Genomic DNA, 22,809 nt, shown 5'->3' with positions numbered 1-22,809 from the left:
ACCTTGAACCCGTTATTTTATTTTCCAAACCTCTCGCTCATTTGTCGATTCGATGGTAACATCCAAAAGATGCAGATACTTATCATCGACGACTCCGAGACTTCCCAGTTGCTTCTCACTACCATACTCGGCAATGCCGGGTATTCCAATATCGTTTCCGCATATTCTTACGATGAAGCCCATAGCATCCTTGAAAGCTGCCGCTCGAAGGAAGACTGCACCGACCTTGTCCTGATGGACATCAACATGCCCGGCGTGGACGGTATTCAGGCCACGCGCCTGCTCAAGGCCGACCCCGCCACCGAGGACATCCCCATCATCGTCGTCACCGGCGTGGAAGACGAAATGCGACTTCAGGCCGCGTTTTCCGCGGGAGCAAACGACTATATCCAGAAACCCGTCAGTCGCGTGGAGCTTCAGGCCAGAGTCCGCTCCGCCTTGAAGCTGCGTGAGGAAATGCAGATGCGGCATGCGAGGGAAAAGGAACTCGAAGAACTCAACGCCAAGCTGCGCAAGATTTCGAGCATTGACGGACTCACCGGCGTCGGCAACCGCCGCTGGTTTGACGAACGCTTCGAACAGGAATGGAAGCGCGCCCGCAGGGACAGGATGCCGCTTTCGCTGTTGCTCATCGACATCGACAACTTCAAGCAGTTCAACGACTCGCAGGGACACATCCAGGGTGACCAATGCCTGCGGCGCGTAGCAGCGATTCTGCAGGAATCGACACGCCGTGCCGCTGACATGGTGGCACGCTACGGCGGCGAGGAATTCGTCGTGGTTTTGCCGAACACGGATTCCACCGGAGCAAAGGACGTGGCCGAGATGATCATGAAGCAGCTTGAGGGAGAATGCATCGAACATCCGGACTCGCCCGCGGCCAAGTACGTCACTGTCAGCATTGGGCTCGCAACGGCGACTCCTGACGGTTCAACGGGCGGCGAGAGTCTCATAGAAGCCGCAGACAACGCGCTGTATCAGGCCAAGGACAAAGGTAAAAACCGCATCGAAAGCGCGGCCTGAGCACCTACTCCACAGCCACCAGCTCCACCTCGCCCCAGGCGGCGACCTGCCCGTCCACCTGCGCGAACACGCCTTCGAGCCCGTAGGCCGACAGGCGTTCTGCCTCAGCCAAAAGCATGTTGATGGAAGACCGGTTGCGAAGCATGTTGCACAGCGCCGTAGCGGCAGCATCCGCAAGCGCGCCGCTTTTCGCCGCCACGGTCACCAGCTCCCCGGCTCCGAGACTCAGTGAATGACCGATGGTGGCGCTGGATGAACAGACGGAAAGCGGAAAACGGTCGCAGGTGAGCCGAATGCCGATGCTCGCTCCGGATTCCGGATCCGGCAACAGCGCCACGACTCTTTCCCGCGTGGAGTGCATGAAGATGTCACCACCGTTTTCCACGATGATGTCCGGCGAGCGCGTTGCGAATTCGCGGGCCACAAACTCGGCCACTGTTCCGGCCACCGCCGCCATGGGACCGACTCCGCACGGAGCCGATCCGGTCGCCATGGCCCGGACAATTTCAGGAGCCGAATCGGTCACCTCGACCGGCACGAGCGATTCCGCGAATTCCGGATGGAAAAGGATATGGTTCTTGATGGATCCGCGCAGCCCGGAGACCACCCCCGCCACTTCGCGGGAGAGGTCTTCACGGGCCACGACCAACAGGTCGGTCTGCTCAACCGCCACCTGAAAACGGACCTCGTTCCCCGATGGCGCGACAGAGTCCCGGTACCTGCGGTTCGGATCGGAATGAATCCGCTTCACGGTCTAGAATCCGAGGTCTTCGTTTACGAGGATGACGTGGATGCGTCCTTTGGGGAAACACTTTTCCTGAATCGTCCACGTGTTGCAGATGCGCTCGGGGCTGTCGCAGTCGTGACAGACGCCGGTCTTGCGACAGGGAGTCTTCATATCGAGGCGCATGGCGTTGACCGGAGCCGAGTAATCCTTGATGCGCTGCATGGCCTCTTCAAGCCCCGGGACCAGCTTGTTCCGGCCGCAGACCACCACCACGTTGCGAGGACCGAAGGTCATGGCTGCCACGCGGTTGCCGATCATGTCGAGATTCACCAGCCAGCCGTTCTCCGTCAGGGCGTTGGTGCCGGTGAAATAGACGTCGCTGTCGAGCGCTTCGCGCCGGCGCTGGATCTTCGCTTCACCTTCGAGGCTCTTGTCGTAGGTGTCGATGATCTCGTAGTCGCCCGCATCACGGATGGCGTGGTAGAGTCCCGTGGCGGTAAAGGAAAGCGAACCGCCCCACGAAACGGTCTTGGGCGCGAGAGAAGGCAACAGCTCATCCTTGATCAGGGTTGCGGCCTCTTCCTTGGACTCCACTATCTTGGCTTCGTAGCCGTTCTTTTCAAGCGCTCCGGCGGCGGCGACGAGCTTGAGATTCCAGTAAATCTGGGTGGGATTTTCCATGATTCCTCCTGCCGGGGGCTGACCCCGGATATCTTTTTTACGCATGTTCACAAATGCGGGCTTGACTCTTTTCAGTATGTACAGCAAAAGCCGAACGGACGAAAGGCTTGGCGCGCACCGGGGAGCACGGGCAAGAACCCCTTGACGAACGGGCTTCTTCTCGCTATATGCAACCGTTCGACGCCATAGGAACAGACACCATCATTTTAGGAGATATACAACCATGAAACGCACTTATCAGCCCAGTAAGATCCGTCGCAAGCGTACCCACGGTTTCCTCGTGCGCTCCCGCACCAAAAACGGCCGCGCCACCATCCGTCGCCGCCGCGCGAAAGGACGCAAGAGATTAGGCATCTAACATGGCCGAGGCAGCGTCGGCTGCTGAAACGCCCCGAATATGTGAAGTGTTTTGATCAGGGTAGCAAACATTTCACTCGAAATTTTATACTTTTCGGGCTGCTGCAGCCGGACAGGCCCTCCTTCAAGGTGGGCCTGACGGTCAGCAGGAAAACGGGGCACGCAGTGACGCGCAACCGCGTTAAACGAGTGTTGCGCGAGTTTTTCAGGCTGCATCAGGACAAGGTGGACCTCCCGCTCGACATCGTCGTGGTCCCCAAGCGAAATCTCGATCCGAAAAGCCTGAACCTTGCCCTCGCCACGGACGAACTCCTGCCCGCGCTGAAACACCTGCAGCGCAAGGCGGCAGAGAGTTCCGCAGAGAGGACGTGATGCGCTACATCTTTCTGGCGCTCATCCGTTTTTACCAGATCTGCATCTCCCCCCTTCTTCCCGGCTCCTGCCGGTTTCTTCCATCGTGCTCCGAGTACGCCCGGGAAGCATTCATCGTGCACGGCGCCTTCAAGGGGCTGCTGCTGACGTCGTGGCGTCTGCTGCGCTGTCAGCCCCTGTGCAAGGGGGGCTATGACCCCGTCCCCGCCCAATGGCCCGTTCTGAACCACAAAGCGAGACAGTAAACAAATGGACAACAAAAGATTCATACTTGCTCTGGCACTTTCTTTCGCCGTATTCGTCGGCTGGCAAATGCTTTTCCCCCAGCCCGCGCCCAAGAGCAACGCTCCCGTGCAGGAACAGGCCGTACAACAGGCCCAAGGCGAAGCCCCGGCACCCATCAACCCGCTGGCCGGAGAAAACGGTGAGCAGGGAACGCCCTCCCCGCAGGATTTCGTGCCCACCGCAGGCAAGGACATCCACGTCGAGACCCCGCTGTTTCGGGCCACCTTCAATACCTCCGGCGGTGTGCTGGAACGCTTTGTCCTTCGCAACTACCATGAGGGTATCGAAGCCGGCTCCAAGCAGGTGGACCTGATCGGCGCGAAGTCCGTGTCCAAGGGCCCGCTTGGCGTCATCATCCGCAGGCGCGGTTCCGAGAATCATACCTGGCTCAACGGCAAATGGGCGTATGAAGGTGCCGAACAGATTTCCATTGGCGAGGGCGAAAAACACGTTCTGGTCTTCAAGGGTCGCGCAGCCGGTTTTGAACTGGAACGCCGCCTGACCATCCACTCCGACAGCTACCTCATCACCGAGGCACTGACCATGGTGAACCTTGAGGAGCGCGGTACCGAGGCCGGCGTGGCATTCACCGCCGCAGCCAAGTCCATGACCGCCGAGGACAACCAGTACAACCCCACACGCATCGCGTGGCTCGTCAATGACGGCCGCAGCGAAGAGGACGACCGAGAGACGCTTCAGGAAGAAGGCGTCTCCGCAGCCGGCGGCCTGAAGTGGGGCGCCATCGAGTCCAACTACTTCATCATGTCCATCGTCCCGAACAATCCGGATGCATCCCTGTTCGCCAGCGTGCAGAACGGCATCTTCCGCATGGCGGTGGACCAGTCCGACACCTTCCAGCCGGGCATGAGCAAAACGCTTGAAACGTCCTATTATCTGGGACCGGCAGACCGCGGCCTGCTGGCCAGCATGCCGAACGATCTGGACCAGGCCGTCAACTTCGGCTGGTTCGACCCGCTCGCCAAGCCCATGCTTATGGCGCTGGTCTTCTTCAACCAGTATGTCAACAACTACGGCATGGCCATCATCATCCTGACCATCATCATCAAGGTGATCTTCTGGCCCCTTTCCCAGAAGAGCTACAAGAGCATGGACAAGATGAAGCAGTTGCAGCCGATGATCCAGAAGCTGCGCGAAAAATACGGCGACGACAAACAGCGCCTCAATCAGGAGACCATGGCCCTGTACAAAACGTACAAGGTCAATCCTGCCAGCGGGTGTCTGCCCATGCTGGTTCAGATTCCCGTCTTCTTCGGTCTCTACAAGGCGCTGCTTGGAGCAATCGAGCTGAGACACGCTCCGTTCATCGAGTACCTGCCCGGAACCGACATTGTGTGGCTTGCAGACCTGTCCGCCAAGGACCCGCTCTACATCACCCCCATCATCATGGGTGCCACCATGTTCCTCCAGCAGAAGATGACCCCTTCGACGGGCGATCCGACCCAGCAGAAGATCATGATGTTCATGCCGCTGGTGTTCACGTTCCTCTTCCTGCAGTTCCCCGCCGGACTGGTCGTCTACTGGCTGATGAACAACGTGCTCTCCATCGGGCAGCAGTGGCTCATCACGTCGAAAAGCAGCAAGAAGAAAGCGGCCTAGTTTACACGAAGCAACACGAGGCAAGGCCCCCTCCCGAACGAAGGAACCAGTATGAGCGAATTCAAGGAATTCCAGGGCAAAAACCTGGACGAAGCGATCAAGACGGCATGCAGTCACTTTGACCTGGACCGCGAGAAACTCGAAATCGAGATCATCAAGGGCGGCTCCACCGGCGTCTTCGGTATCGTCGGCGTGCGCAAGGCCACCATCAAGGCCCGTCCGCGCAAGGCGTTCAAGGCCGATTCCCTGATGGATGAATCGCAGAAGAAGAGCGAACCCAAGTCCGGTCAGAAGAAACCCAAGCGCGAGCCCAAGCCGAAAAAGGCTGACAAGGCTCCGAAAGATGACAAGGCCCCCAAGGAGACCAAGGGCAAGGACAAGCCTGCCAAGGAATCCAAAAAGGACGCCCCTGCTCCGAAGAAGGAGCGCAGGGCCGCCCCCAAGCCGCAGCCGAACCCCGAACTCAAGGCCGCATCGGAAGCGGGCGAAGCCGAGTCCGCCCCCGAGCAGGAAATCCCGGACCGCCCCGAACCCGGCAACGAAGCTGTTGTCGAACCGAAGGCACCCGTCGATGACGTCGCCGAGTTCCAGCAGGAGGGCGACGCTCCCGAGCCCGGCAACGAAACCGTCAGCTCCCTGGAGAATCTGGACAAGGCTGAAGTCGAAAAGGCCGTGCGCGAAATACTGGGTCGCATGCTCGAACCCATCGTTGGCGAAGCCAAGCTGGACGTCACGTTCGATCCCGACCGCGTCAAGGTCTTCATCGACGACGAGGAAAACAGCGGGCTGATCATCGGTCGCGAGGGTCAGACGCTCTCCTCGCTCCAGTACCTGACGAACCGCCTCGTCTCCCGCCGCATGGAAGCCTCGGTGCGCATTCAGATCGACACCGGGGACTATCGCGAACGACAGGATGACAAACTCCGCCAGTTGGCATTCCACCTGGCTGAAAAGGCCGGCAACCACGGCCGCACCCAGAGCACCAAGCCTCTGAGTTCCTACCACAGGCGCGTGGTGCACCTCGCCCTGCAGGAAGACGACACTGTCTTCACTCGTTCCAAGGGAGACGGCCCGCTCAAGCGGGTGCTGATCATCCCCAAACGCCGCGGAGGCGGCCGCAGGAACAACGGCAGACGATAACGTATTCCACGGCCGGGGCTCCACAGGGGACCCCGGCCGTTTTCTTTCCATCAGGAGCCTTCCATGCTCGACCCCGGTCGCAGAAAAGACACCATTGCCGCAGTAGCCACTCCTTCCGGCACCGGCGGCGTAGGCATCGTGCGCATCAGCGGCAGCAAGAGCCGCGAAACCGCCATGTCCATGTTCCGCCCCGCAGCGGAGTCCTTCGACAGACCCAAACCCTACCGCCTGCACTACGGACATTTCCTCGATGCCGACGGCAACGTCATTGATGAAGGTCTGCTGGCCTACATGCCCGGTCCCAAATCCTTTACAGGCGAGGATGTGGTGGAGTTGAACTGCCACGGCGGACGCGCCGTGACCGCCTCGGTGCTTGAGTCCGCCCTTTCCCGCGGTGCCCGACTGGCCGAGCGTGGCGAGTTCACCTACCGGGCTTTCCTGAACGGACGCATGGACCTGACGCAGGCCGAAGCCGTGGCTGAATTGATTCACGCACCGTCCAAGGCGGCGCTTCATCTGGCCCGCACCCGGCTTTCAGGGGCGCTCGGCAGCCGCATCGACACCCTCAGGAACCGGCTGGAGCACCTCAGAAAAGAGCTGTGCGTGGCCGTGGATTTTCCCGAGGAAGATGTCGAGTGCCTGCCCCCCGAACGCATTTCTGCAGTGTCCCGAGAAGTTCGCGAGGACGTTGAGGCGTTGATCGCCTCCTTTGAACGCACCAAAGCGTGGCGCGAAGGCGCGCTCGTCGTGCTCGCGGGACTGGTCAATGCTGGCAAGTCGAGCCTCATGAACGCACTGCTTGGCCACGACCGGGCCATTGTCACCGACACCCCCGGCACCACACGCGACTATCTCGAGGAATCCGTGACGCTGGGCGGCATGACCGTGCGTCTGGCCGACACCGCAGGCATCCGGGATTCCGAGGACAACGTGGAGCGCGCTGGCATCGAGCGCAGCCGCGAACTGATGGAGCAGGCCGACCTTATTCTCTATGTGGTGGACGCGTCCGAGACCATCACCGACGAGGACGTGGACGCCGCCGTCGCCCTTGACCCGTCTAAGACCATCGCGGTCTTCAACAAATACGACCTGCCCGAGGCCCAGCCACCGGCATGGAAGGTTTTCAAACGGTTCATGATCGACATCGTCAAGGTGTCGGTGAAGAGTGGGCGAAATATGGACACGCTGGCTGACAAGATAGTCGAGCGCCTCGGCTCCGGCGAATCCCAGCCCGATCCGGACGAAACCGTCCCCAACGCGCGCCAGGCGGAAACATTGCGCCGGGCCGCGCAGGAACTCGCCGCACTGGAGACCGACGCAACGGCGGGCCTTCCGCACGACCTGCTCGGCGTCCGACTCGAAGCCGCCTGCGACGCCATGGCCTCCATTACGGGACGCATTGCCCCGGACGAAGTGCTCAACGCCGTTTTCGACTCATTCTGCATCGGAAAATAGCCATGGAAAACATCCCCGAATTCGACCTGCAAGGTGTCACCTGCGGACTGGTCCCGGCCATGCTGGACTGCCTGAACAAGGCGGACGCCGATGAAGTGCGCATCAAGGTGCGCCAAGGCATCCGAACCGAACTCTGGAACAGCTTCGGTTCCGGCGGAGACTGGGAAATCTCCATAGAAGATGAGCTGTTCTGCGACGTGGTACGCTTTCGACGCGCCGAAAGAAAGACGCTCGACCCGCTGGGGTTGATGGACTTCTAACTGCCGGTGATGGTCCTTGCCCGTTCCATGAACGGCGTGCCCTTCCACGCGGCCGAATCCGCACTCTTGATGAATTCGCGCAGGTCGTTGAGGGTATCCACATCCATGTGCCGGGGCTTGAGTGAGACGGACAGACCGCCTCGCTGAATGGTTTCGTAGGTCGAGCCAAACACGTTGTGTCCGCCCCACTTCATGCCGCTGAAGGCCTGCGGCACGAAGCCGTCCCGGTGAAAACCTATCATGTAGTATCCGCCATCTCCTGCCGGCCCCAACACCGCCCGCTTGGGCGACAGAGCTTCAAGAGCGCTCAGACAGTCCTCGCTGGTGATACCGGGAATATCGCTGCCCACGAGTACCGCCTTGCGATAGCCCATGAAAAATATCTCGCGAAAAGCGTTCTCCATGCGCCGACCCAGGTCCGGACCTTTCTGCGAGATGTAGGCGCGCCCGGGACCGAGCCAGTCCACCACCTGCGGACGGGCGTCCTCGGGTGTATAGCAGACTGCCGTTTCCACGCCGTCTTCCTCCAGACGCTGAAGCACCGATGACGCCATCAGGCGATACAGGTCGCAGGCCGTGCGATCCGAAGTATCGGCGGCGAGCCGCGTCTTGACCTTGCCGGGCACGGGGTTTCTGACGAAGAAAAGCACGCAACCGTTCATTTTCGCTCCAAATGACATTGCGGCCGGTAGCTCCCGGCCAGTGAACGCGGGTCGGCACCGAACCGATGCCTGAGTCGAAGCCCTATATTGCGGAATGGGCGGACAAAAGGCCCTTCGGCTTCGTACCGACGCGCAGAGGTGGTTACCCGCTCACGCAACAACACGGGCCGGACGCCCGAAGCAGCGAGCTTCTGGAACATCTCCACGTCTTCCATGATGGGGATTTCGGGATACCCGCCGAGGGAATGAAAGGTCTCGGCGCGGAAAAAATGCGTCTGGTCGCCGTAAGGAATGCGCTCCATGCGGGCCCGCAGGTTGCTCATCTCGCCGAGAAACCGAACCCAGCGCGAGCGGGTGTCGTAGCACACCCTAAACGCCCCGGCTTCATGCTCATGCATTGCCTTGCGAACATGCCGCAGTCCGTTTCCCGGCAACCGCGTGTCCGCGTGCAGAAAGAGCAGGACATCACCCGACGCAGCCGCGGCGCCCGCGTTCATCTGTGCCCCCCTTCCGGGACTGGAAACAATGCCGACCACCTCGGGGTCGGCAATTGCTGCGAGGGTCGAGCCGTCGGGATCGCCGTCGGCAACTATGATCTCCACCGGCAGCCCCCCCGCCGCTTCGCGCACGTTGGTCACTACCGCATTGATGGCGGAGGCCTCGCAAAGTGCGGGAATGATGACCGAGGTCAACCCGGCGGTTGTGTTCCGGAGCATGAGACAGTAATAGACCCTTTGCCCGAAATGATAAAGGGGTTGATGCCATGAAGCAGGATACTACGACCGACAAACGCGCCGTTTACGACGTGCTCGACAGGGCAGACGTACTCTGGCTTGCCATATGCGACGACCAGGGCCCATACAGCGTACCCGTGAACTTTGCGCGTGAGGAAGACTTGCTGGTGCTGCATTCCAGTCTGCGGGGACGCAAGGCCGACGCCCTGCGCTCCGGAACCGTGGTGGGCTTCAGCGCCGCTGTGGACATCGAGGCGCGCATGGAAGGCGAACTGGCCTGCAAGCTGGGCTACAGCTTCCGAAGCGTGTCCGGAACCGCCGCTCCCGGCGAGCTGTCCGGCGATGCTCACCGTAACGCGCTGCGGGCCATTACCATCAAATACTCCGGACGGGACCTCCCGCTCGACGACCGTGCAGTGCGGGCCACCGCTGTGTTCGGTCTGAGAATTCGGTCCGCATCCGCACGCACCAAGGAATAACCGTGATCTTTCTGTTTTTCGGAGACTCCCTCACCCTCGGCTACGGCGACGGCGGGGGACTCGGTCTTGCGGGGCGTCTGGCTCTACACGGTCCGGCAAAACGGACCGAGGACACATGGTACAATATGGGCGTTCGCGCCAACACCTCGCGCCATCTGCTCTACCGCTGGCGCGGTGAAGCCGGACGAAGGGTCTCGGACGAGGCGCCGGTCCGGATAGCCCTTTGCGCCGGAACTGCCGACGCGGCACAAGGCATCCCGCCCAACGAAAGCACTGGACACCTGGATACCCTACTTACGGATATGGCTTCCATGGCTGAGGTGCTGCTCATCGGCCCGCCGCCCGTTCTGCGCAATGACCTGCGAGAGCATCTCGACGCACTCGAACGCCAGTTCCCGCCCGTAGCCGCCAGACATGGGGCAACCTTTGTATCAAGCACCGCCCTGCTCAACTCGGACGACGCCTTTCGCCAGTCGTTGCAACGCGGCGACGGCGTTCACCCCGACGCCGAAGGCTATGCCCGCTGGGCGGAGCATCTGGCGACCCAGCCCGAAACCCGACGCTTTCTGAAACTCGCAGGAGACGACCAGCAATGAAATCCTTTGCCAGCGACAACAACTCCGGGGCGCACCCTGCCGTACTGCATGCCCTGACCGCCGCCGACGCAGGCTCTGCCAAGGCCTACGGCGAAGACGAAACCACCCGCAGGGCCGAGCAACTCTTCCGCGAGCACTTCGGCCCGCAGGCCCGGACCTTTTTTGTGACCACCGGTACGGCGGCCAACGTCACCGGCCTTCGCTCGGTCTGCGAAACGTGGCAGTCCGTCATTTGCTCCGAGCACGCGCATATCACGACGGATGAATGCGGTGCACCGGAAGCCGTGGGCGGCTTCAAGTCCGTGACTTTGCCGAGCAATGACGGGCGGATCAGCCCGGATCAGGCCGTGCCGCAGCTGGCGGCGCATGGCTTCGTGCATCGCAACCAGCCCCGGGTGATATCCCTTACCCAGTGCACCGAGCTGGGCACGCTCTACAGGGCCGATGAAATTCGCGCATGGTGCGATTTCGCGCACAAAAACGACATGCTCGTGCACATCGACGGTGCCCGCATCGCCAACGCCTGCGCCGCGCTCGGCTGCTCATTCCGCGAGATGACCACCGACCTCGGTGTGGACCTGCTCTCCTTTGGGGGCACCAAGAACGGTCTGGTCATGGGCGAGGCCGTGGTACTGCTGAACCCGGACATCGGCCCCGGCATGCCGTTTTTCCGCAAGCAGTTCATGCAGCTCGTCAGCAAGATGCGTTTCGTGTCGGCGCAGTTCCTCCCGTACCTCGAAGACGGCATCTGGCTGGAGAACGCCCGGCACGCCAACGCCATGGCGAAGCGTCTGGCAAAAAAGGCCGCAGCTGTTGAGGGCGTGGAGATTCTCGGCGAAGTGGAGACCAACGCGGTCTTTGCAAAGGTACCCGAGCACGCGATCAACCAGTTGCTCGACGAATATTATTTCTACATCTGGGACGAGACCGAGCGCAGCCTGCGCTGGATGCTCTCTTGGAACACCACCGAGGCCGAGGTGGACCAGTTCGCCGCCTCGATCAAAGCCGCGGTGCAAAGCAAAGGATAACTTTGGTCATGAAAAGAATATGCGTTTTTCTCGGCTCCAACCCCGGCCATGATTCACGATACACCGAAGCCGCAGTCGAGCTCGGCACCGAGCTGGCGAAACGAGAAATCGGCGTGGTTTACGGCGGCTCCGGAGTCGGGCTTATGGGCACCCTTGCCGACGCCGCGCTGGCGGCGGGCGGCAGTGTCATCGGTGTCATCCCCGAGCTGCTGGTGAAGAAGGAAGTGGCGCACCACGGCCTCACCGAACAATACGTGGTGCCCTCCATGCACGCCCGCAAGGCCAAGATGGCTGAGCTTTCCGACGGCTTCATCGCCATGCCCGGCGGCATCGGCACGCTTGAGGAATTCTTCGAGGTGCTGACCTGGAACCAACTCGGCTACCACAGCAAACCCTGCGGCCTGTTGGACGTCAAAGGATACTACTCCGAACTGGCGGGCTTTCTGGACAAAGTGGTGGAAGAAGGATTCCTCGTCTCCGAACACCGCGGCATGGTGCTCACCGACGCCTCACCCGGCGGCCTGCTCGACAAGTTCGATGGCTACGTGCCGCCTCAGGTGGACAAGTGGATCGAGAAGAAGAAGGGGCTGTAGGCTGACGAAAAGCCTACCTTTTTACTTACGCAAAATCAGCGTACCCACCACAAATGCAAGACAAAAAGAGGCCCGCATCACCGCGGGCCCTTTTCATTACATATATAAATGAATCAGGCCGCTACCGGCACGACCTCGGTGACTCTCTCGTGATGACGAAGAAAACTCTCTGCCCCTTTCGCGCCCATGAAGCGGGACAGAATTTTGGGGTCGGTGTGCACGAGGTCCACGAGAATCAGGCCGTCGAGGCAGTCGCCGAAGTCCGGGTCCACGTTGAAGCCGAGGATTTTGCCGCCGAGCTTCAAGTACTGTTTGAGCAACACCGGGATGCCGCGTCCCTCGACCTCCGTCACCAGTGAGCCAAGGTCTTCCGGGTCGCTGAGGGCGGCCTCGGAGAGCGCCACGTCCAGACGTTTCAGCGCCTTGTCCTTGAGCGGGGTGGACGGCGTGACCATCCGGGCAAGCTCCTTGTCGAAACAGTGGCGCTTGAGGAAACCAGCCATGAGTTCGCGTGAAAGCGGCGAGTAGTCGCCGGAAATGCTCACACAGCCGAAAAGTCTGGAGTACCGGGGATTCTTCACGATGAATGCGGCAAGACCCTTCCAGAGCATCAGCAGCGGCTGATAGCTGCGCTGATACTTGGCGCGCACAAAGGAGCGCCCCAGCTCAAGCGCTGGCTGCAATTCCTCTAGGAATCCCGGCGAGAAACGGAACAGCGAGGCCGAATAGATGCCCTTGGCTCCCTGTGCGGCAAGGATTTCGTCGCTCAGGGCGAAGCGGTAGGCCCCGCAGACTTCACGCTCCTTGTCGTTCCAGAGCACCAGATGGCGATACGTGTCGTCGTATTCGTCGATATCCGTGGGATTGCCGGTGCCCTCGCCCACGGCGCGGAATGTTTTTTCGCGAAGCACGCCTATCTCCCGCAGGACGCGCGGAATGCGCCATGCCTCGGCCTGAAAGACCTTCAGGTCGCCGCTTTGCACTAGCAGGTTTTCGTCCGGCAGGGCCGCCACTTCACTTGCCAGGATGTGCTTTGCCATGCTGCCCGCCAGCGGCGCCATGCTGCGCGGCGCCTTTTCCTTTCCGGAACTGAAAGGGAGTGGCTTCTGACGGCGAAGCAGGTAGGTCCGAAAGCGAAGGTAATCCGTGAGTTCCGTATCGTTCTCAAAGGACTCCAGCCGCTCGAAGGCGATGGGACCGCCGACGCTGACCTGAACGGTGCGGCTGGCCTTTTTGAGATTCTCGTGGGGCAGCAGCACCGTGCGAAGGCGCGGATGAATCATGCCCGCTGCCTGAAATACGGCACTGTTACGGCCATTGAAGAACATCGGGACCACAGGACTGCGCGTCTTCCTGACCATGCGGGCCACGGTCTCGCTCCACTGCGGGTCGGCCACCATGCGTCTGCCAACCTTGAGGCTGGAGACTTCGCCAGCAGGAAACACGGCCAGCAGGTGACCGTCCCTGAGCCAGCGCAGACTCTCCTTGAGTCCGGAGATATTGGCTTTTGCCGACCTTTCGGTGCCAAAAGGGTCCACCGGAATCAGGTGCTCCCGCATTTCGGGAATCTTGCCGAGCATATAGTTGGCCATGACCTTCACGTCGGGCCGTATCTGCTTCAGCAGCTTGACGAGAATGACCCCCTCGATGGCGCCGAAAGGATGGTTGGCAACAACGACCAGAGGCCCCTTTGCCGGGACCTTGGACAGCGGTCTGCCGCCCATTTCGATACGTATGCCGAACATCTCCAGCACGCGGTCCACGAACTCGCCGCCGACTTCCTCCTGCCGGTAGCGGTCATACAGGCTGTTAAGCGTGTCAAAACGCAACAGTTTCGTCAGCGGCCTTGATGCAATGTTGAACAGCGCGCGTTTGAACGGGCCGTCGGACGGATTCTCCAACCTGAATAGCTGCTGCTCGACTGTCTGCTGCTGCATGGCGTGCTCCTTCCCTTCGGGTTTGCGGGATTCTACTGCGCGGACGCGCCGAAACGGTTTCCCTGCGGTTACGCCATGTCAAAATGTGGTCACGGAGCCGTTACCGGCAACCACTGGACAGAAGCGCTCCGGGCCATTACAAGAGCCAGTCAGCCTGTTCACGGAGGAATGTGATGACGCTCGACAGCATGAGCTCTCCCAAAGGGGAACTCACCGGCATCAAGCACCTTGACGACTTGCACCAGAAGTTTTCGGACCTGCTCGAATCGTTGACGGAAATGATCCGCGACATGAACGCCCCTTTGGAGGATCAGGCCGAACGCCGCAGCCTGCTCACCGCAATCGAGCGCCTGCGCGACAGTGCCCTGATGCACTTCCGCCACGAGGAGGAGCTGCTTAGCGAACAGCAGTGCCCCGCACTCGAAGCGCACCGGCTCGACCATGACAGGTTCATGGCCCAGACCCTCGAACTCATGGGCAGGCTCGAAGGCGGTGCAGCCATGACAGCCGCCTGCGTGCGCGACCACCTTTATGATTGGTTCCATGCGCACAAGCGCGTGTTGGAGCGCGCCACCGGCCTCGACACCGGCAAGTAAGCCTTTTCGACCCTTTCTCCCGTTTCCGACACAAAAAAATCACGCCCCCCGCTTGACAGCATGGCGAGTGTGCTTATTTATCCCCGAGTCTTCCGCTGCTCAGCGCGGAGCCCGGCTCCCTCAGGCCGGGGCAAACGCATAAAAAACCCAATGATACCCGGAGGTATAGACGAATGAAGCTGAAACCGCTGAACGACCGCGTGCTGGTGAAGCGCCTGGAAATGGAAGAGAAGACCGCAGGTGGCATCATCATCCCCGATTCCGCCAAGGAAAAGCCCATGAAGGGCGAGGTCGTCGCCGCCGGTCCCGGCAAACTGGACGACGCCGGCAAGCGTGTTGAACTGACCGTCAAGACCGGCGACACCGTGCTGTTCGCCAAGTACGCCGGAACCGAAGTCAAGATCGACGGCAACGAACATCTCGTGATGCGTGAGGACGACATCCTCGCTGTCGTCGAGTAGTCGTATTCCGGCATATAGACAATTAAGGCTCATTTTTTAGACGAAATAGTTCAATATTGAAGGAGATACCCAATGGCCAAAGAAATTCTCTTCGACGCCAAAGCCCGTGAAAAACTGAAAGCAGGCGTGGACAAGCTCGCCAACGCAGTCAAGGTGACCCTCGGCCCCAAGGGCCGCAACGTCGTGATCGAAAAGAGCTTCGGCGCTCCGGTCATCACCAAGGACGGCGTGACCGTCGCCAAGGAAATCGAACTCGAAGACAAGTTCGAGAACATGGGCGCACAGATGGTCAAGGAAGTCGCTTCCAAGACCTCCGACGTGGCCGGTGACGGTACCACCACCGCTACCATCCTGGCCCAGTCCGTCTTCACCGAAGGCGTCAAGCTCGTGGCCGCCGGCCGCAGCCCCATGGCCATCAAGCGCGGCATCGACAAGGCCGTTGCAGCCGTTGTCGAAGAACTCGGCAACGTCACCAAGCCGACCCGCGACCAGAAAGAAATCGCACAGGTCGGAACCATCTCCGCCAACAACGACGCCACCATCGGCAACATCATCGCCGAGGCCATGAACAAGGTCGGCAAGGAAGGCGTCATCACCGTTGAGGAAGCCAAGGGTCTCGAAACCACCCTGGACGTCGTCGAAGGCATGCAGTTCGACCGCGGCTACCTCTCCCCCTACTTCGTCACCAATCCCGAGCGCATGACCTGCGAAATGGAAGAGCCGCTCATCCTGCTCAACGAAAAGAAGATCTCCAACATGAAGGAACTTCTGCCCGTTCTGGAGCAGGTTGCCAAGATGTCCCGTCCGCTGCTCATCATCGGTGAAGACATCGAAGGCGAAGCTCTGGCCACCCTCGTGGTCAACAAGCTGCGCGGCACCCTGAACGTGTCCGCCGTCAAGGCTCCGGGCTTCGGCGAGCGCCGCAAGGCCATGCTCAAGGACATCGCTGTCCTGACCGGCGGCCAGGTCGTCTCCGAAGACCTCGGCATCAAGCTCGAAAACCTCACCGTCAACGACCTCGGTTCCGCCAAGCGCGTGGTCATCGACAAGGACAACACCACCGTTGTCGACGGTGCTGGCGACGCTGAAGAAATCAAGGCCCGTATCAAGCAGATCCGCGCCGAAATCAACGAGTCCTCTTCCGACTACGATCGCGAAAAGCTCCAGGAGCGCCTCGCCAAGATCGTGGGCGGTGTCGCCGTCATTCACGTCGGTGCAGCCACCGAGATCGAAATGAAGGAAAAGAAGGACCGCGTGGAAGACGCCCTGAACGCCACCCGCGCTGCCGTGGAAGAAGGCATCGTGCCCGGCGGCGGTGTGGCTCTCGCCCGCGCCACCAAGGCACTCAAGGATCTCAAGCCGGTCGATGACGACGAAGCCGCTGGCATCGCCATCATCACCCGCGCCATCGAAGAGCCGCTGCGCCAGATCGCCGGCAACGCCGGATTTGAAGGCTCCATCGTTGTGGAGAAGATCAAGGAAGGCAAGGACGGCTTCGGTTTCAACGCCGCCACCTCCGAGTACGAAGACCTCATCAAGGTCGGCGTCATCGATCCCAAGAAGGTCACCCGCACCGCGCTCCAGAACGCCGCTTCCGTGGCCGGTCTGCTGCTGACCACCGAATGCGCCATCGCCGAAAAGCCTGAAAAGGACAGCGGCGCTCCGGCCATGCCCGGCGGCATGGGCGGCATGGGCGGCATGGGTGGAATGGGCGGCATGTACTAGCCCGACCCAGCTGAACCAGCCAGATAACAAGGCCCCCCGCACTGGATGCGGGGGGCCTTTTCATTTGCTTGCCCACAACGGTCGGCAATCGGCGTCAGACGATACTCACAAACAGCCATTCACCGCGGGATTCGGTTCGGCGTAGCGTTCCATCACCTTGAGAAAGCATTGCAGCGCAGTTGATGAATTGTCATTGCGCCACGCCAGCCTGAGCACGCTCTTGCGGTCCTGCGCCCCCTGCCAGTCGAAAGGCAGAAGCCGAACTCCTCTGGGACAGACTCCGGCCATCCGGGCCGGAACCAGCCCCACTCCCAATCCCGTCGCCACCAGCGCCAGCTTGGTATGATGCGTGGCAGTCTCCTGCACCACTCTCGGCGTCACGCCCGCCGCGCTGAAAACCGCCATGGAACTATCGTATGACTTGCGATGCACGTCCCGTGGAAAAACAATGAGAGCCTCTCCGTCCAGATCTTCAAGGCGTGCTTCTCCAACTGCCGCCAGCGGATGGTTCCTGTGCACGGCAAGCATGTAAGGTTCGCTCAGAAATATCCTGAAACACAATTGGGGTGACTGCGAGCACCCACTGAAAACCATTCCAACGTCCAGTTCGCCGTCCAGCAGCGCCCGACGCTGCTCCACGGAATTCATTTCGCGCAATTCCAGCGTGATTCCGGGGTGCAGTTCTCGGAACTCCGCAACGGCATCAGGAAATCGCGACTGGGTGACCGAGGCCATGAAACCGACGACCACCCGCCCGATTTCTCCGCTTGCCATCATACGCACCTGCTCGACTCCATCTTCCAACACGGCGAGGCTGTCCTTCACCGCATCAAGAAAACGCCCTCCCTCCGGCGTCAGGGACACATTCCGGTTGTCACGCTTCAGCAGCATCACGCCAAGCTCATCTTCCAGCTTGCGTATCTGCTGACTGAGCGGCGGCTGCGCTACGTGCATCTTCGCGGCCGCTCGCCCGAAATGCAGCTCCTCGGCCACTGCCTTGAAATACTCCAACTGACGCAGATTCATATTAAGACATTCCCCATATCAATAGTACGCAATAAATATATTAGACATATCACTCTTTTCGGCTCTACTTGGACTTGACGGACAAATCAAGCCCACGGAGAAATGATGCATTCGGGTGATTATGAAGAAATTGCTTATCGCGAGCAGTTGCGATGCGGCTTGCACAGCGGCGTCGAGACAGCGGACGCAGCCGGTTTTATTGTGGCCCTGATTCTTGCTGCATGCGTGATTGCGGCACTGCTCATGTTTCGATGCTGCCGGTAAACATCCTGGGAAATCGGCAACCTCACAGGAAAGGCATGCAAGACGGTCACGATTCGGGACAGGACGCCGTCTCTAGGGGAAATCAGTGAACATTCGTTTTGGAAAGGACGTTGATGCACACCACCCCTGCCACTATCAAACCGATTCCGGTCAGCGCCCAAAGGTCGGGCACCTGCCGATAGATGAGCGCCCCGCACAGCACCACAAGAGCGGTGCCGAGCCCGGCCCAAATGGCGTAGCCGATGCCCACGGGCAGGGTCCGCAGCACGACACACAGGAACGTGAAGGCGGTGACATATCCGCCAACAACCAGCGCCAGCGTGCCTACCCTGAACTCATCGGACAGTGCCTTGAGTGCCATGGTCGCAGCCACCTCGGCGACAATGGCGAGGGCGAGGTATAGATAGGTCATCATGAGGCTCCTCCATTCATGTGCCTGGTATGGTCTACGGACGTTGTTTGGATTCAGGCGATTTGCGTGAATTCCGAAGCCACTTCCAGCAGACGCTCCATCACGGGGCCGTGTCCATGCTCGGGCCAGACGATGGAGACCTCCCAAGGCGGAAGCCCTTGCTCCAGCGAAACAATGCCAACCCCGCGTAAGCAGCCGTTTGCCGATGACGCAGGGACCGGCGCCACACCCATGCCTGCAGCCACGAGCGCCAGTGTGCTCTGCTCGGTGTTCGCCTCCTGCACGATATCCGGCGTAACCCCGGCCCGTTCAAATGCGGCGATGATCGCGTCATGCAGTTTCGGCTGGTAATGACGTGGGTAGAAAATCATGTCCTCGCCATGCAGGTCCGACAGCGAAACGCCGGTTCGTCCGTGAAGACGATGCCCTTCCGGTACGGCGAGCGCATATGGTTCCCGCAGAAACAGCTTCGCATTCAGGCCGTGGGTATCGTGCCCGAAAAGCCGCGAGAACCCGGCATCCAGCCGTCCCCGGTTCATCAGATCCAGCTGATGATACGTGGACATGGCCCGGATGGTCAGCCTGATATTCGGGAACCTGCGTCTGAACTCCCGGACCACTTCGGGAAAGCGGCTCAGGCTCGCAGGGCCGACAAATCCGACCTTGAGCGCCCCTTCCTCCCCGGCCGCGACGCTACGCACCGTTCGCCCCGCCTCATCAAGGACGGCCATGGCCTTGTTCACTTCCGCCATGTAATACCGACCTGCAGCGGTCAGCTCCACTCGGCGACTGTTCCGCTCGAAAAGCTCGACACCGAGCTCCTCCTCAAGCTGCCGCACCTGCCGGCTCAGCGGCGGCTGGGAAACATGAAGTCGCCGGGCGGCCCTGCCGAAGTGCAGCTCCTCGGCCACGGCCATGAAATATTTCAGATGACGCAATTCCATCCATACCTCCAAGGTATCAATCGCAACTCCAAAGCATATTGGACATATCAATGTCCCCTTTCTAGTCTGCGGTCAAGCAACACGGAGGTAACATGCGTGCATTCAAACTGGCTCTGCTGACCGTTTTCATCCTGCTTCCATCCTATGCCGAAGCCTCTTCCATGCTCATGGACCGGCATGGCAACATCTACACTGCGGGGCAGGACAGCGTCGTCTGCCACACCCCGGACGGAAACCGCATGGAACTGGCGCGCTTCGACTCCACGGTGCTTGATCTGGCCATCTCCCGCCAAGGCAGCATTTTCGCGCTGGACGCCAACGGCGTCGTCTGGATGCTCCCGCCCGAAGGCGGCAAGCAACCCGTGGGCCGCAGCCTCGGGAACGCAAAAGCAATGACCGTCGATCGCGACGGAAATCTGATTCTTGGAAATGAAAACGAAGAGTTTCGGACCCTGAGGCCCTAGATGTCGAGCTTGATGGCCTTGCCCGAGCCGGAACCGGAAGACTTGCCGGGGCTGGTCTTTCCACCCGCGCCGTAAATTTTGGGCTCGGTCTTCTTGACGATCTTCTCGGCTTCGAGATTGAGCGGATTCTTTTGGACCACCGCGGCGGCGTACTTGTTGGCTTCGCCCCATTCGCGGCGCGACAGGTGCAGCTTGGCCAGACGCATTTCAAGCGATTCGTTCACGCCGAGTCTGCGCATGGCTTCCTTGACGGTCTCGATGGCCTTGGCGGTCTCCCCGAGCCCTTCGTAGCACATGATGAGCGAGCCGTACGCCCGGTTGTCGGAAGGATTCTGCTCCAGCGCACGCTTGAGGTATTCCACGGCCTCCTGAAGCAGGCCACCCATCATCAGCCGCGTGCCGATGTCGGAGTTCAGGCCCTCGATCTCCGTGAAGGTGTCGGAAGCGGCGCGGAAGAGCTTGCGCGCCTCCAGCGGATTCTCGTTTTCCATGTGCTTCTGGGCTTCGAGCAGCATCTCGTCGAGCTTCCAGAGATGTTCGCGCTGCTTGGCGATGCGTGCCTTTTCCATGGCGTCTTTCAGCCGGGCGGCCAGACGGGTCAGCGTCTTGTAGAGCTGCGCCTCCTTGCCCCGCTGATAGTTGAGCCCCTTGGGAAAGAGCTTCTTGACCACGGCCATCCCGTTCAGGTCGCGGAACGCCTCTTCAAGAAGCGCCTGCACCTCGAACTTCTCGCGGCCGAACACCTGGCTTGCCGCCACGCCCTTCACGGCACGCGCAAGCGCGTCCAGCGAACGCAGGTAATCGTTGCGTCCGATGTAGGCTTTTGCCCGCGCGATGTCCTCGCGAATGGTTTTGGCGGTGGCGCTCATGCTGTACCTCGATCTTGGGGAAATTTACCCGACGGTAATACACCGGCCTCATTAAATCAAGCTTCGTCGGCAGTTAGAGGCTCCTGTGTCGGAATTCGCACCCCCGCACGTGCCAACCTGTTGACAAGACGCTGGTAGTGGCTGCCGCGCCAGTATATGTTTCCGCACCCACCACACATTCTGAAATGATTGAAGTATTTTTTCGTTTTCGGCTCCAGCAAGTGCAGAATATCCACTTTTTCCACAGGAATGGTGGGCCGATTGCAACGCAGGCAGCGGCGCATGAACTCCGCTGTGGGGACAAGCCCGAAATGCCGGACGATTTCCGCAAATTGGGCATCGGTGCCTTCGGTCCGCAACAGCCGCCCGTGCGTCACCGCAGCGCGCTTGAGCAGGCCCCGGTCCCGCGAGAGCACCACCCGTTTCTCCGCAGCGGCCCGTTCTGCAAGGGTAGCATCGCCGTTCAGTCCGTCGCGGGCCGCGTCCAGTCCCATGGCTCGCAACAGTGGTGCCAAGCCAGCCACGTTTTCATCCACGATAAAGGCCAGATGCGGCAACGCGGCCCGCAAAGGCTGATCTTGCATCACATCGAAAGGCTCGACCACGGAGCGGACCTCGACGCGTCCGCCCTCTTCAGGCCGGTAGCCGAACCCGACTCGCTCTCCGCCGGGGCCGACCAGTTCGCCCACTTCGGTGTGCGGTACCCCCAGCGACTCCACCATGTCCTTGATTGACTGGCCCTTTCGCGCCCGATAGCGTATTTCGCCATCATCGGCCTTTCGGGTCAGCAGCCCCAAAAGGCCTGCATCGAATACAAGCACCACCGCATTCGGAGGAGTCATGAACATATACCTCGCTCTCATTCTGGCATCACTCGTGGCCGCGTGGGCCCTCGGCATGATATCCCGCCACCTCGACGCAAAAAACCTCTCCACCCGGCCGCCGGAGGAGTTTCGGGACATCATCGACGACGAAGCCTACCGCCGCTCACAGCAATACAACCTTGCCAAGATGCGGCTTGAATCCGTGGATGACACCATTTCCACGGTCATCTCCATCATCTTCATCGTGGCGGGCGGCTTTGCATGGGCCGACGACACAGTGCGGTCCTTCGGCTTCGGCCCGCTGGTCACGGGGCTGCTCTTCTTCGGCCTGCTGGGATTGCTGAGCATGATCCCGGGCCTGCCCTTTTCGGTCTACAGAACCTTTGTGCTGGAAAACCGCTTCGGATTCAACAAGACCACGCCCGAAACCTTCGTGGCCGACCGCCTCAAGGCCGTCGTTCTGGCCGCGGTCATTGGCGGTCCGCTTTTGGCGGGCATCCTGCTGTTCTTCCGCTGGGCCGGGCCTGACGCGTGGCTCTGGTGCTGGGGATTCACCACGCTCTTCAGCCTCGCGGTCACCTATGTTGCTCCGCAATGGATTCTGCCGCTGTTCAACCGCTTCACCCCGCTGGAGCAGGGAGAGCTTCGGCAGATGCTTGAAAACTATGCGGACTCACAAGGGTTCGAACTGGAAGGGCTGTACCTCATGGACGGCTCCAAGCGCAGCACCAAGGCCAACGCCTTCTTCACCGGATTCGGGAAGAAACGCCGCATCGCCCTGTTCGACACGCTGGTGGAGCGGCACACTCCCGGCGAAATAACGGCGGTGCTGGCGCACGAAGTCGGGCACGCCAAACTGGGGCACGTGCGCAAAATGCTTGTGGCCTCCGTGCTCAAGACCGGCCTCATGTTCTGGCTGCTCTCGTTCTTCCTCGAATCGCCGAGGCTGTTCGAAGCCTTCGGCGTACAGCAGATGAGCGTCCACGCCGGGCTGGTGTTCTTCGCCCTGCTCTACACCCCGGTCTCCATGCTGCTTTCGCTGGCTGACGGCGCGCTCTCCAGAAAGCACGAATATCAGGCGGACGCCTTTGCCGCACGCACCACCGGACGTCCCGGAGAGCTGGCTTCCGCACTCAAACGGCTCTCGGCGGATTCGCTGTCGAACCTCACGCCGCACCCGTTCACGGTATGGTTGCAGTATTCGCACCCGCCCGTGGTCAAACGCGTGCGGGCTCTTGCCCGGCACGAAGCCGCATGATCGGACTCGACGGATATATA

The 22,809-nt window shown here is 60.5% G+C and carries 28 protein-coding genes; 18 read left to right on the top strand and 10 right to left on the bottom strand.

What is annotated here, in order from left to right; translation table 11 throughout:
- Positions 1-69: 69 nt before the first annotated feature.
- Entirely contained in the window at positions 70-1,023 is a 954-nt protein-coding gene (locus tag B149_RS0103215; RefSeq protein ID WP_018123724.1) for a GGDEF domain-containing response regulator, read from the top strand.
- Positions 1,024-1,027: 4 nt separating this feature from the next.
- On the opposite strand, the gene B149_RS18665 is transcribed toward B149_RS0103215, so the two are convergent.
- Both B149_RS18665 and B149_RS18660 read right to left on the bottom strand, forming a co-directional pair.
- On the bottom strand, positions 1,028-1,774 hold the full coding sequence (locus tag B149_RS18665; protein ID WP_018123723.1) for a UPF0280 family protein: 747 nt from the start codon (positions 1,772-1,774) through the stop codon (positions 1,028-1,030).
- 3 nt (positions 1,775-1,777) lie between these two features.
- A complete protein-coding gene (locus B149_RS18660; RefSeq protein WP_018123722.1) occupies positions 1,778-2,431 on the bottom strand; it encodes a lactate utilization protein in 654 nt (217 codons plus the stop codon).
- Positions 2,432-2,654: 223 nt separating this feature from the next.
- Between B149_RS18660 and rpmH the strand changes: the two genes are divergently transcribed.
- The 7 genes from rpmH (at position 2,655) to B149_RS0103170 (ending at position 7,917) form a co-directional block, all read left to right on the top strand.
- Entirely contained in the window at positions 2,655-2,789 is a 135-nt protein-coding gene (gene rpmH, locus B149_RS0103200; RefSeq protein WP_018123721.1) for a 50S ribosomal protein L34, read from the top strand.
- Positions 2,777-3,160, top strand: coding sequence for a ribonuclease P protein component (gene rnpA / locus B149_RS17725; protein ID WP_156816726.1), 384 nt, complete (start codon positions 2,777-2,779; stop codon positions 3,158-3,160). Before rpmH ends, rnpA begins: the two co-directional genes overlap by 13 nt.
- Entirely contained in the window at positions 3,160-3,405 is a 246-nt protein-coding gene (yidD, locus tag B149_RS0103190) for a membrane protein insertion efficiency factor YidD (RefSeq protein WP_018123719.1), read from the top strand. Before rnpA ends, yidD begins: the two co-directional genes overlap by 1 nt.
- A gap of 4 nt (positions 3,406-3,409) precedes the next feature.
- Entirely contained in the window at positions 3,410-5,062 is a 1,653-nt protein-coding gene (yidC, locus tag B149_RS0103185; protein WP_018123718.1) for a membrane protein insertase YidC, read from the top strand.
- Between the two features lie 51 nt (positions 5,063-5,113).
- Positions 5,114-6,202 carry a protein jag gene (locus B149_RS0103180; protein ID WP_018123717.1) on the top strand — a complete coding sequence of 363 codons (1,089 nt, stop codon included), beginning with the start codon at positions 5,114-5,116 and terminating at the stop codon, positions 6,200-6,202.
- Positions 6,203-6,265: 63 nt separating this feature from the next.
- A complete protein-coding gene (mnmE, locus tag B149_RS0103175; protein ID WP_018123716.1) occupies positions 6,266-7,657 on the top strand; it encodes a tRNA uridine-5-carboxymethylaminomethyl(34) synthesis GTPase MnmE in 1,392 nt (463 codons plus the stop codon).
- A 2-nt stretch (positions 7,658-7,659) separates the two neighbouring features.
- A complete protein-coding gene (locus B149_RS0103170; protein WP_018123715.1) occupies positions 7,660-7,917 on the top strand; it encodes a hypothetical protein in 258 nt (85 codons plus the stop codon).
- On the opposite strand, the gene B149_RS16280 is transcribed toward B149_RS0103170, so the two are convergent.
- Entirely contained in the window at positions 7,914-8,579 is a 666-nt protein-coding gene (locus B149_RS16280; protein ID WP_018123714.1) for a TIGR04282 family arsenosugar biosynthesis glycosyltransferase, read from the bottom strand. The two genes, B149_RS0103170 and B149_RS16280, sit on opposite strands and share 4 nt — an antisense overlap.
- Entirely contained in the window at positions 8,576-9,295 is a 720-nt protein-coding gene (locus B149_RS16275; protein ID WP_040372154.1) for a TIGR04283 family arsenosugar biosynthesis glycosyltransferase, read from the bottom strand. Before B149_RS16275 ends, B149_RS16280 begins: the two co-directional genes overlap by 4 nt.
- A 47-nt stretch (positions 9,296-9,342) precedes the next feature.
- Between B149_RS16275 and B149_RS0103155 the strand changes: the two genes are divergently transcribed.
- The 4 genes from B149_RS0103155 to B149_RS0103140 are packed head-to-tail and all read left to right on the top strand — an operon-like array spanning position 9,343 to position 12,009.
- Complete coding sequence (locus B149_RS0103155; RefSeq protein ID WP_018123712.1) at positions 9,343-9,792, top strand: pyridoxamine 5'-phosphate oxidase family protein; 450 nt, start codon at positions 9,343-9,345, stop codon at positions 9,790-9,792.
- A 2-nt stretch (positions 9,793-9,794) separates the two neighbouring features.
- Positions 9,795-10,388 (top strand): SGNH/GDSL hydrolase family protein, encoded by a 594-nt coding sequence (locus B149_RS16270; RefSeq protein WP_018123711.1) that lies wholly within the window; start codon positions 9,795-9,797, stop codon positions 10,386-10,388.
- Complete coding sequence (locus B149_RS0103145) at positions 10,385-11,416, top strand: threonine aldolase family protein (RefSeq protein ID WP_018123710.1); 1,032 nt, start codon at positions 10,385-10,387, stop codon at positions 11,414-11,416. The genes B149_RS16270 and B149_RS0103145 overlap by 4 nt, the downstream gene beginning before the upstream one ends.
- A gap of 8 nt (positions 11,417-11,424) precedes the next feature.
- A complete protein-coding gene (locus B149_RS0103140; RefSeq protein ID WP_018123709.1) occupies positions 11,425-12,009 on the top strand; it encodes an LOG family protein in 585 nt (194 codons plus the stop codon).
- Positions 12,010-12,122: 113 nt separating this feature from the next.
- Here B149_RS0103140 and B149_RS0103135 read toward each other — a convergent pair whose 3' ends face one another.
- Positions 12,123-13,946, bottom strand: coding sequence for a bifunctional lysophospholipid acyltransferase family protein/GNAT family N-acetyltransferase (locus B149_RS0103135; protein ID WP_018123708.1), 1,824 nt, complete (start codon positions 13,944-13,946; stop codon positions 12,123-12,125).
- A gap of 173 nt (positions 13,947-14,119) precedes the next feature.
- Between B149_RS0103135 and B149_RS17720 the strand changes: the two genes are divergently transcribed.
- The 3 genes from B149_RS17720 (at position 14,120) to groL (ending at position 16,728) form a co-directional block, all read left to right on the top strand.
- Positions 14,120-14,542: a bacteriohemerythrin gene (locus tag B149_RS17720; protein ID WP_018123707.1), complete on the top strand. Its 423-nt coding sequence runs from the start codon at positions 14,120-14,122 to the stop codon at positions 14,540-14,542.
- Positions 14,543-14,715: 173 nt separating this feature from the next.
- On the top strand, positions 14,716-15,003 hold the full coding sequence (groES, locus tag B149_RS0103120; protein ID WP_018123706.1) for a co-chaperone GroES: 288 nt from the start codon (positions 14,716-14,718) through the stop codon (positions 15,001-15,003).
- Between the two features lie 72 nt (positions 15,004-15,075).
- Positions 15,076-16,728, top strand: coding sequence for a chaperonin GroEL (groL, locus tag B149_RS0103115; protein WP_018123705.1), 1,653 nt, complete (start codon positions 15,076-15,078; stop codon positions 16,726-16,728).
- A gap of 105 nt (positions 16,729-16,833) precedes the next feature.
- On the opposite strand, the gene B149_RS0103110 is transcribed toward groL, so the two are convergent.
- Entirely contained in the window at positions 16,834-17,754 is a 921-nt protein-coding gene (locus B149_RS0103110) for a LysR family transcriptional regulator (RefSeq protein ID WP_018123704.1), read from the bottom strand.
- Between the two features lie 105 nt (positions 17,755-17,859).
- Here B149_RS0103110 and B149_RS18655 point away from each other — a divergent pair, with 105 nt between their 5' ends.
- On the top strand, positions 17,860-18,018 hold the full coding sequence (locus tag B149_RS18655) for a hypothetical protein (protein WP_018123703.1): 159 nt from the start codon (positions 17,860-17,862) through the stop codon (positions 18,016-18,018).
- A gap of 82 nt (positions 18,019-18,100) precedes the next feature.
- Here B149_RS18655 and B149_RS0103100 read toward each other — a convergent pair whose 3' ends face one another.
- On the bottom strand, positions 18,101-18,433 hold the full coding sequence (locus B149_RS0103100; protein WP_018123702.1) for a DMT family transporter: 333 nt from the start codon (positions 18,431-18,433) through the stop codon (positions 18,101-18,103).
- 50 nt (positions 18,434-18,483) lie between these two features.
- Complete coding sequence (locus tag B149_RS0103095; protein WP_018123701.1) at positions 18,484-19,374, bottom strand: LysR substrate-binding domain-containing protein; 891 nt, start codon at positions 19,372-19,374, stop codon at positions 18,484-18,486.
- Between the two features lie 92 nt (positions 19,375-19,466).
- Between B149_RS0103095 and B149_RS0103090 the strand changes: the two genes are divergently transcribed.
- Positions 19,467-19,838: a hypothetical protein gene (locus B149_RS0103090; RefSeq protein WP_018123700.1), complete on the top strand. Its 372-nt coding sequence runs from the start codon at positions 19,467-19,469 to the stop codon at positions 19,836-19,838.
- Here the strand turns inward: B149_RS0103090 and B149_RS0103085 are convergent.
- Together B149_RS0103085 and B149_RS18505 are read right to left on the bottom strand one after the other, a co-directional pair.
- Positions 19,835-20,707: a tetratricopeptide repeat protein gene (locus B149_RS0103085; RefSeq protein ID WP_018123699.1), complete on the bottom strand. Its 873-nt coding sequence runs from the start codon at positions 20,705-20,707 to the stop codon at positions 19,835-19,837. The two genes, B149_RS0103090 and B149_RS0103085, sit on opposite strands and share 4 nt — an antisense overlap.
- Positions 20,708-20,763: 56 nt before the next feature.
- A complete protein-coding gene (locus B149_RS18505) occupies positions 20,764-21,549 on the bottom strand; it encodes a Mut7-C RNAse domain-containing protein (protein WP_040372168.1) in 786 nt (261 codons plus the stop codon).
- On the opposite strand from B149_RS18505, the gene B149_RS0103075 reads away from it, so the two are divergent.
- A complete protein-coding gene (locus tag B149_RS0103075) occupies positions 21,548-22,789 on the top strand; it encodes a M48 family metallopeptidase (protein ID WP_018123697.1) in 1,242 nt (413 codons plus the stop codon). The two genes, B149_RS18505 and B149_RS0103075, sit on opposite strands and share 2 nt — an antisense overlap.
- The last annotated feature ends 20 nt before the right edge of the window (positions 22,790-22,809 follow it).

Origin of the sequence: Desulfovibrio oxyclinae DSM 11498, from assembly GCF_000375485.1 — a bacterium.
Lineage (GTDB): Bacteria > Desulfobacterota > Desulfovibrionia > Desulfovibrionales > Desulfovibrionaceae > Pseudodesulfovibrio > Pseudodesulfovibrio oxyclinae.
This window is presented reverse-complemented; position numbering and strand designations above follow the sequence as displayed.

Excerpts from the sequence above, each read along its gene's own strand:
- B149_RS0103095 (WP_018123701.1), bottom strand. The coding sequence starts at position 19,374 with ATGGAATTGCGTCATCTGAAATATTTCATGGCCGTGGCCGAGGAGCTG.
- B149_RS0103180 (WP_018123717.1), top strand. The coding sequence starts at position 5,114 with ATGAGCGAATTCAAGGAATTCCAGGGCAAAAACCTGGACGAAGCGATC.
- B149_RS18655 (WP_018123703.1), top strand. The coding sequence starts at position 17,860 with ATGCATTCGGGTGATTATGAAGAAATTGCTTATCGCGAGCAGTTGCGA.
- B149_RS0103110 (WP_018123704.1), bottom strand. The coding sequence starts at position 17,754 with ATGAATCTGCGTCAGTTGGAGTATTTCAAGGCAGTGGCCGAGGAGCTG.
- B149_RS16280 (WP_018123714.1), bottom strand. The coding sequence starts at position 8,579 with ATGAACGGTTGCGTGCTTTTCTTCGTCAGAAACCCCGTGCCCGGCAAG.
- B149_RS0103155 (WP_018123712.1), top strand. The coding sequence starts at position 9,343 with ATGAAGCAGGATACTACGACCGACAAACGCGCCGTTTACGACGTGCTC.
- B149_RS0103100 (WP_018123702.1), bottom strand. The coding sequence starts at position 18,433 with ATGATGACCTATCTATACCTCGCCCTCGCCATTGTCGCCGAGGTGGCT.
- mnmE (WP_018123716.1), top strand. The coding sequence starts at position 6,266 with ATGCTCGACCCCGGTCGCAGAAAAGACACCATTGCCGCAGTAGCCACT.
- B149_RS18505 (WP_040372168.1), bottom strand. The coding sequence starts at position 21,549 with ATGACTCCTCCGAATGCGGTGGTGCTTGTATTCGATGCAGGCCTTTTG.
- B149_RS0103090 (WP_018123700.1), top strand. The coding sequence starts at position 19,467 with ATGCGTGCATTCAAACTGGCTCTGCTGACCGTTTTCATCCTGCTTCCA.
- B149_RS18660 (WP_018123722.1), bottom strand. The coding sequence starts at position 2,431 with ATGGAAAATCCCACCCAGATTTACTGGAATCTCAAGCTCGTCGCCGCC.
- groES (WP_018123706.1), top strand. The coding sequence starts at position 14,716 with ATGAAGCTGAAACCGCTGAACGACCGCGTGCTGGTGAAGCGCCTGGAA.
- yidC (WP_018123718.1), top strand. The coding sequence starts at position 3,410 with ATGGACAACAAAAGATTCATACTTGCTCTGGCACTTTCTTTCGCCGTA.
- B149_RS0103145 (WP_018123710.1), top strand. The coding sequence starts at position 10,385 with ATGAAATCCTTTGCCAGCGACAACAACTCCGGGGCGCACCCTGCCGTA.
- B149_RS0103140 (WP_018123709.1), top strand. The coding sequence starts at position 11,425 with ATGAAAAGAATATGCGTTTTTCTCGGCTCCAACCCCGGCCATGATTCA.
- B149_RS0103170 (WP_018123715.1), top strand. The coding sequence starts at position 7,660 with ATGGAAAACATCCCCGAATTCGACCTGCAAGGTGTCACCTGCGGACTG.
- B149_RS0103075 (WP_018123697.1), top strand. The coding sequence starts at position 21,548 with ATGAACATATACCTCGCTCTCATTCTGGCATCACTCGTGGCCGCGTGG.
- yidD (WP_018123719.1), top strand. The coding sequence starts at position 3,160 with ATGCGCTACATCTTTCTGGCGCTCATCCGTTTTTACCAGATCTGCATC.
- B149_RS16275 (WP_040372154.1), bottom strand. The coding sequence starts at position 9,295 with ATGCTCCGGAACACAACCGCCGGGTTGACCTCGGTCATCATTCCCGCA.
- B149_RS0103135 (WP_018123708.1), bottom strand. The coding sequence starts at position 13,946 with ATGCAGCAGCAGACAGTCGAGCAGCAGCTATTCAGGTTGGAGAATCCG.
- rpmH (WP_018123721.1), top strand. The coding sequence starts at position 2,655 with ATGAAACGCACTTATCAGCCCAGTAAGATCCGTCGCAAGCGTACCCAC.
- B149_RS0103085 (WP_018123699.1), bottom strand. The coding sequence starts at position 20,707 with ATGAGCGCCACCGCCAAAACCATTCGCGAGGACATCGCGCGGGCAAAA.
- groL (WP_018123705.1), top strand. The coding sequence starts at position 15,076 with ATGGCCAAAGAAATTCTCTTCGACGCCAAAGCCCGTGAAAAACTGAAA.
- B149_RS0103215 (WP_018123724.1), top strand. The coding sequence starts at position 70 with ATGCAGATACTTATCATCGACGACTCCGAGACTTCCCAGTTGCTTCTC.
- B149_RS17720 (WP_018123707.1), top strand. The coding sequence starts at position 14,120 with ATGACGCTCGACAGCATGAGCTCTCCCAAAGGGGAACTCACCGGCATC.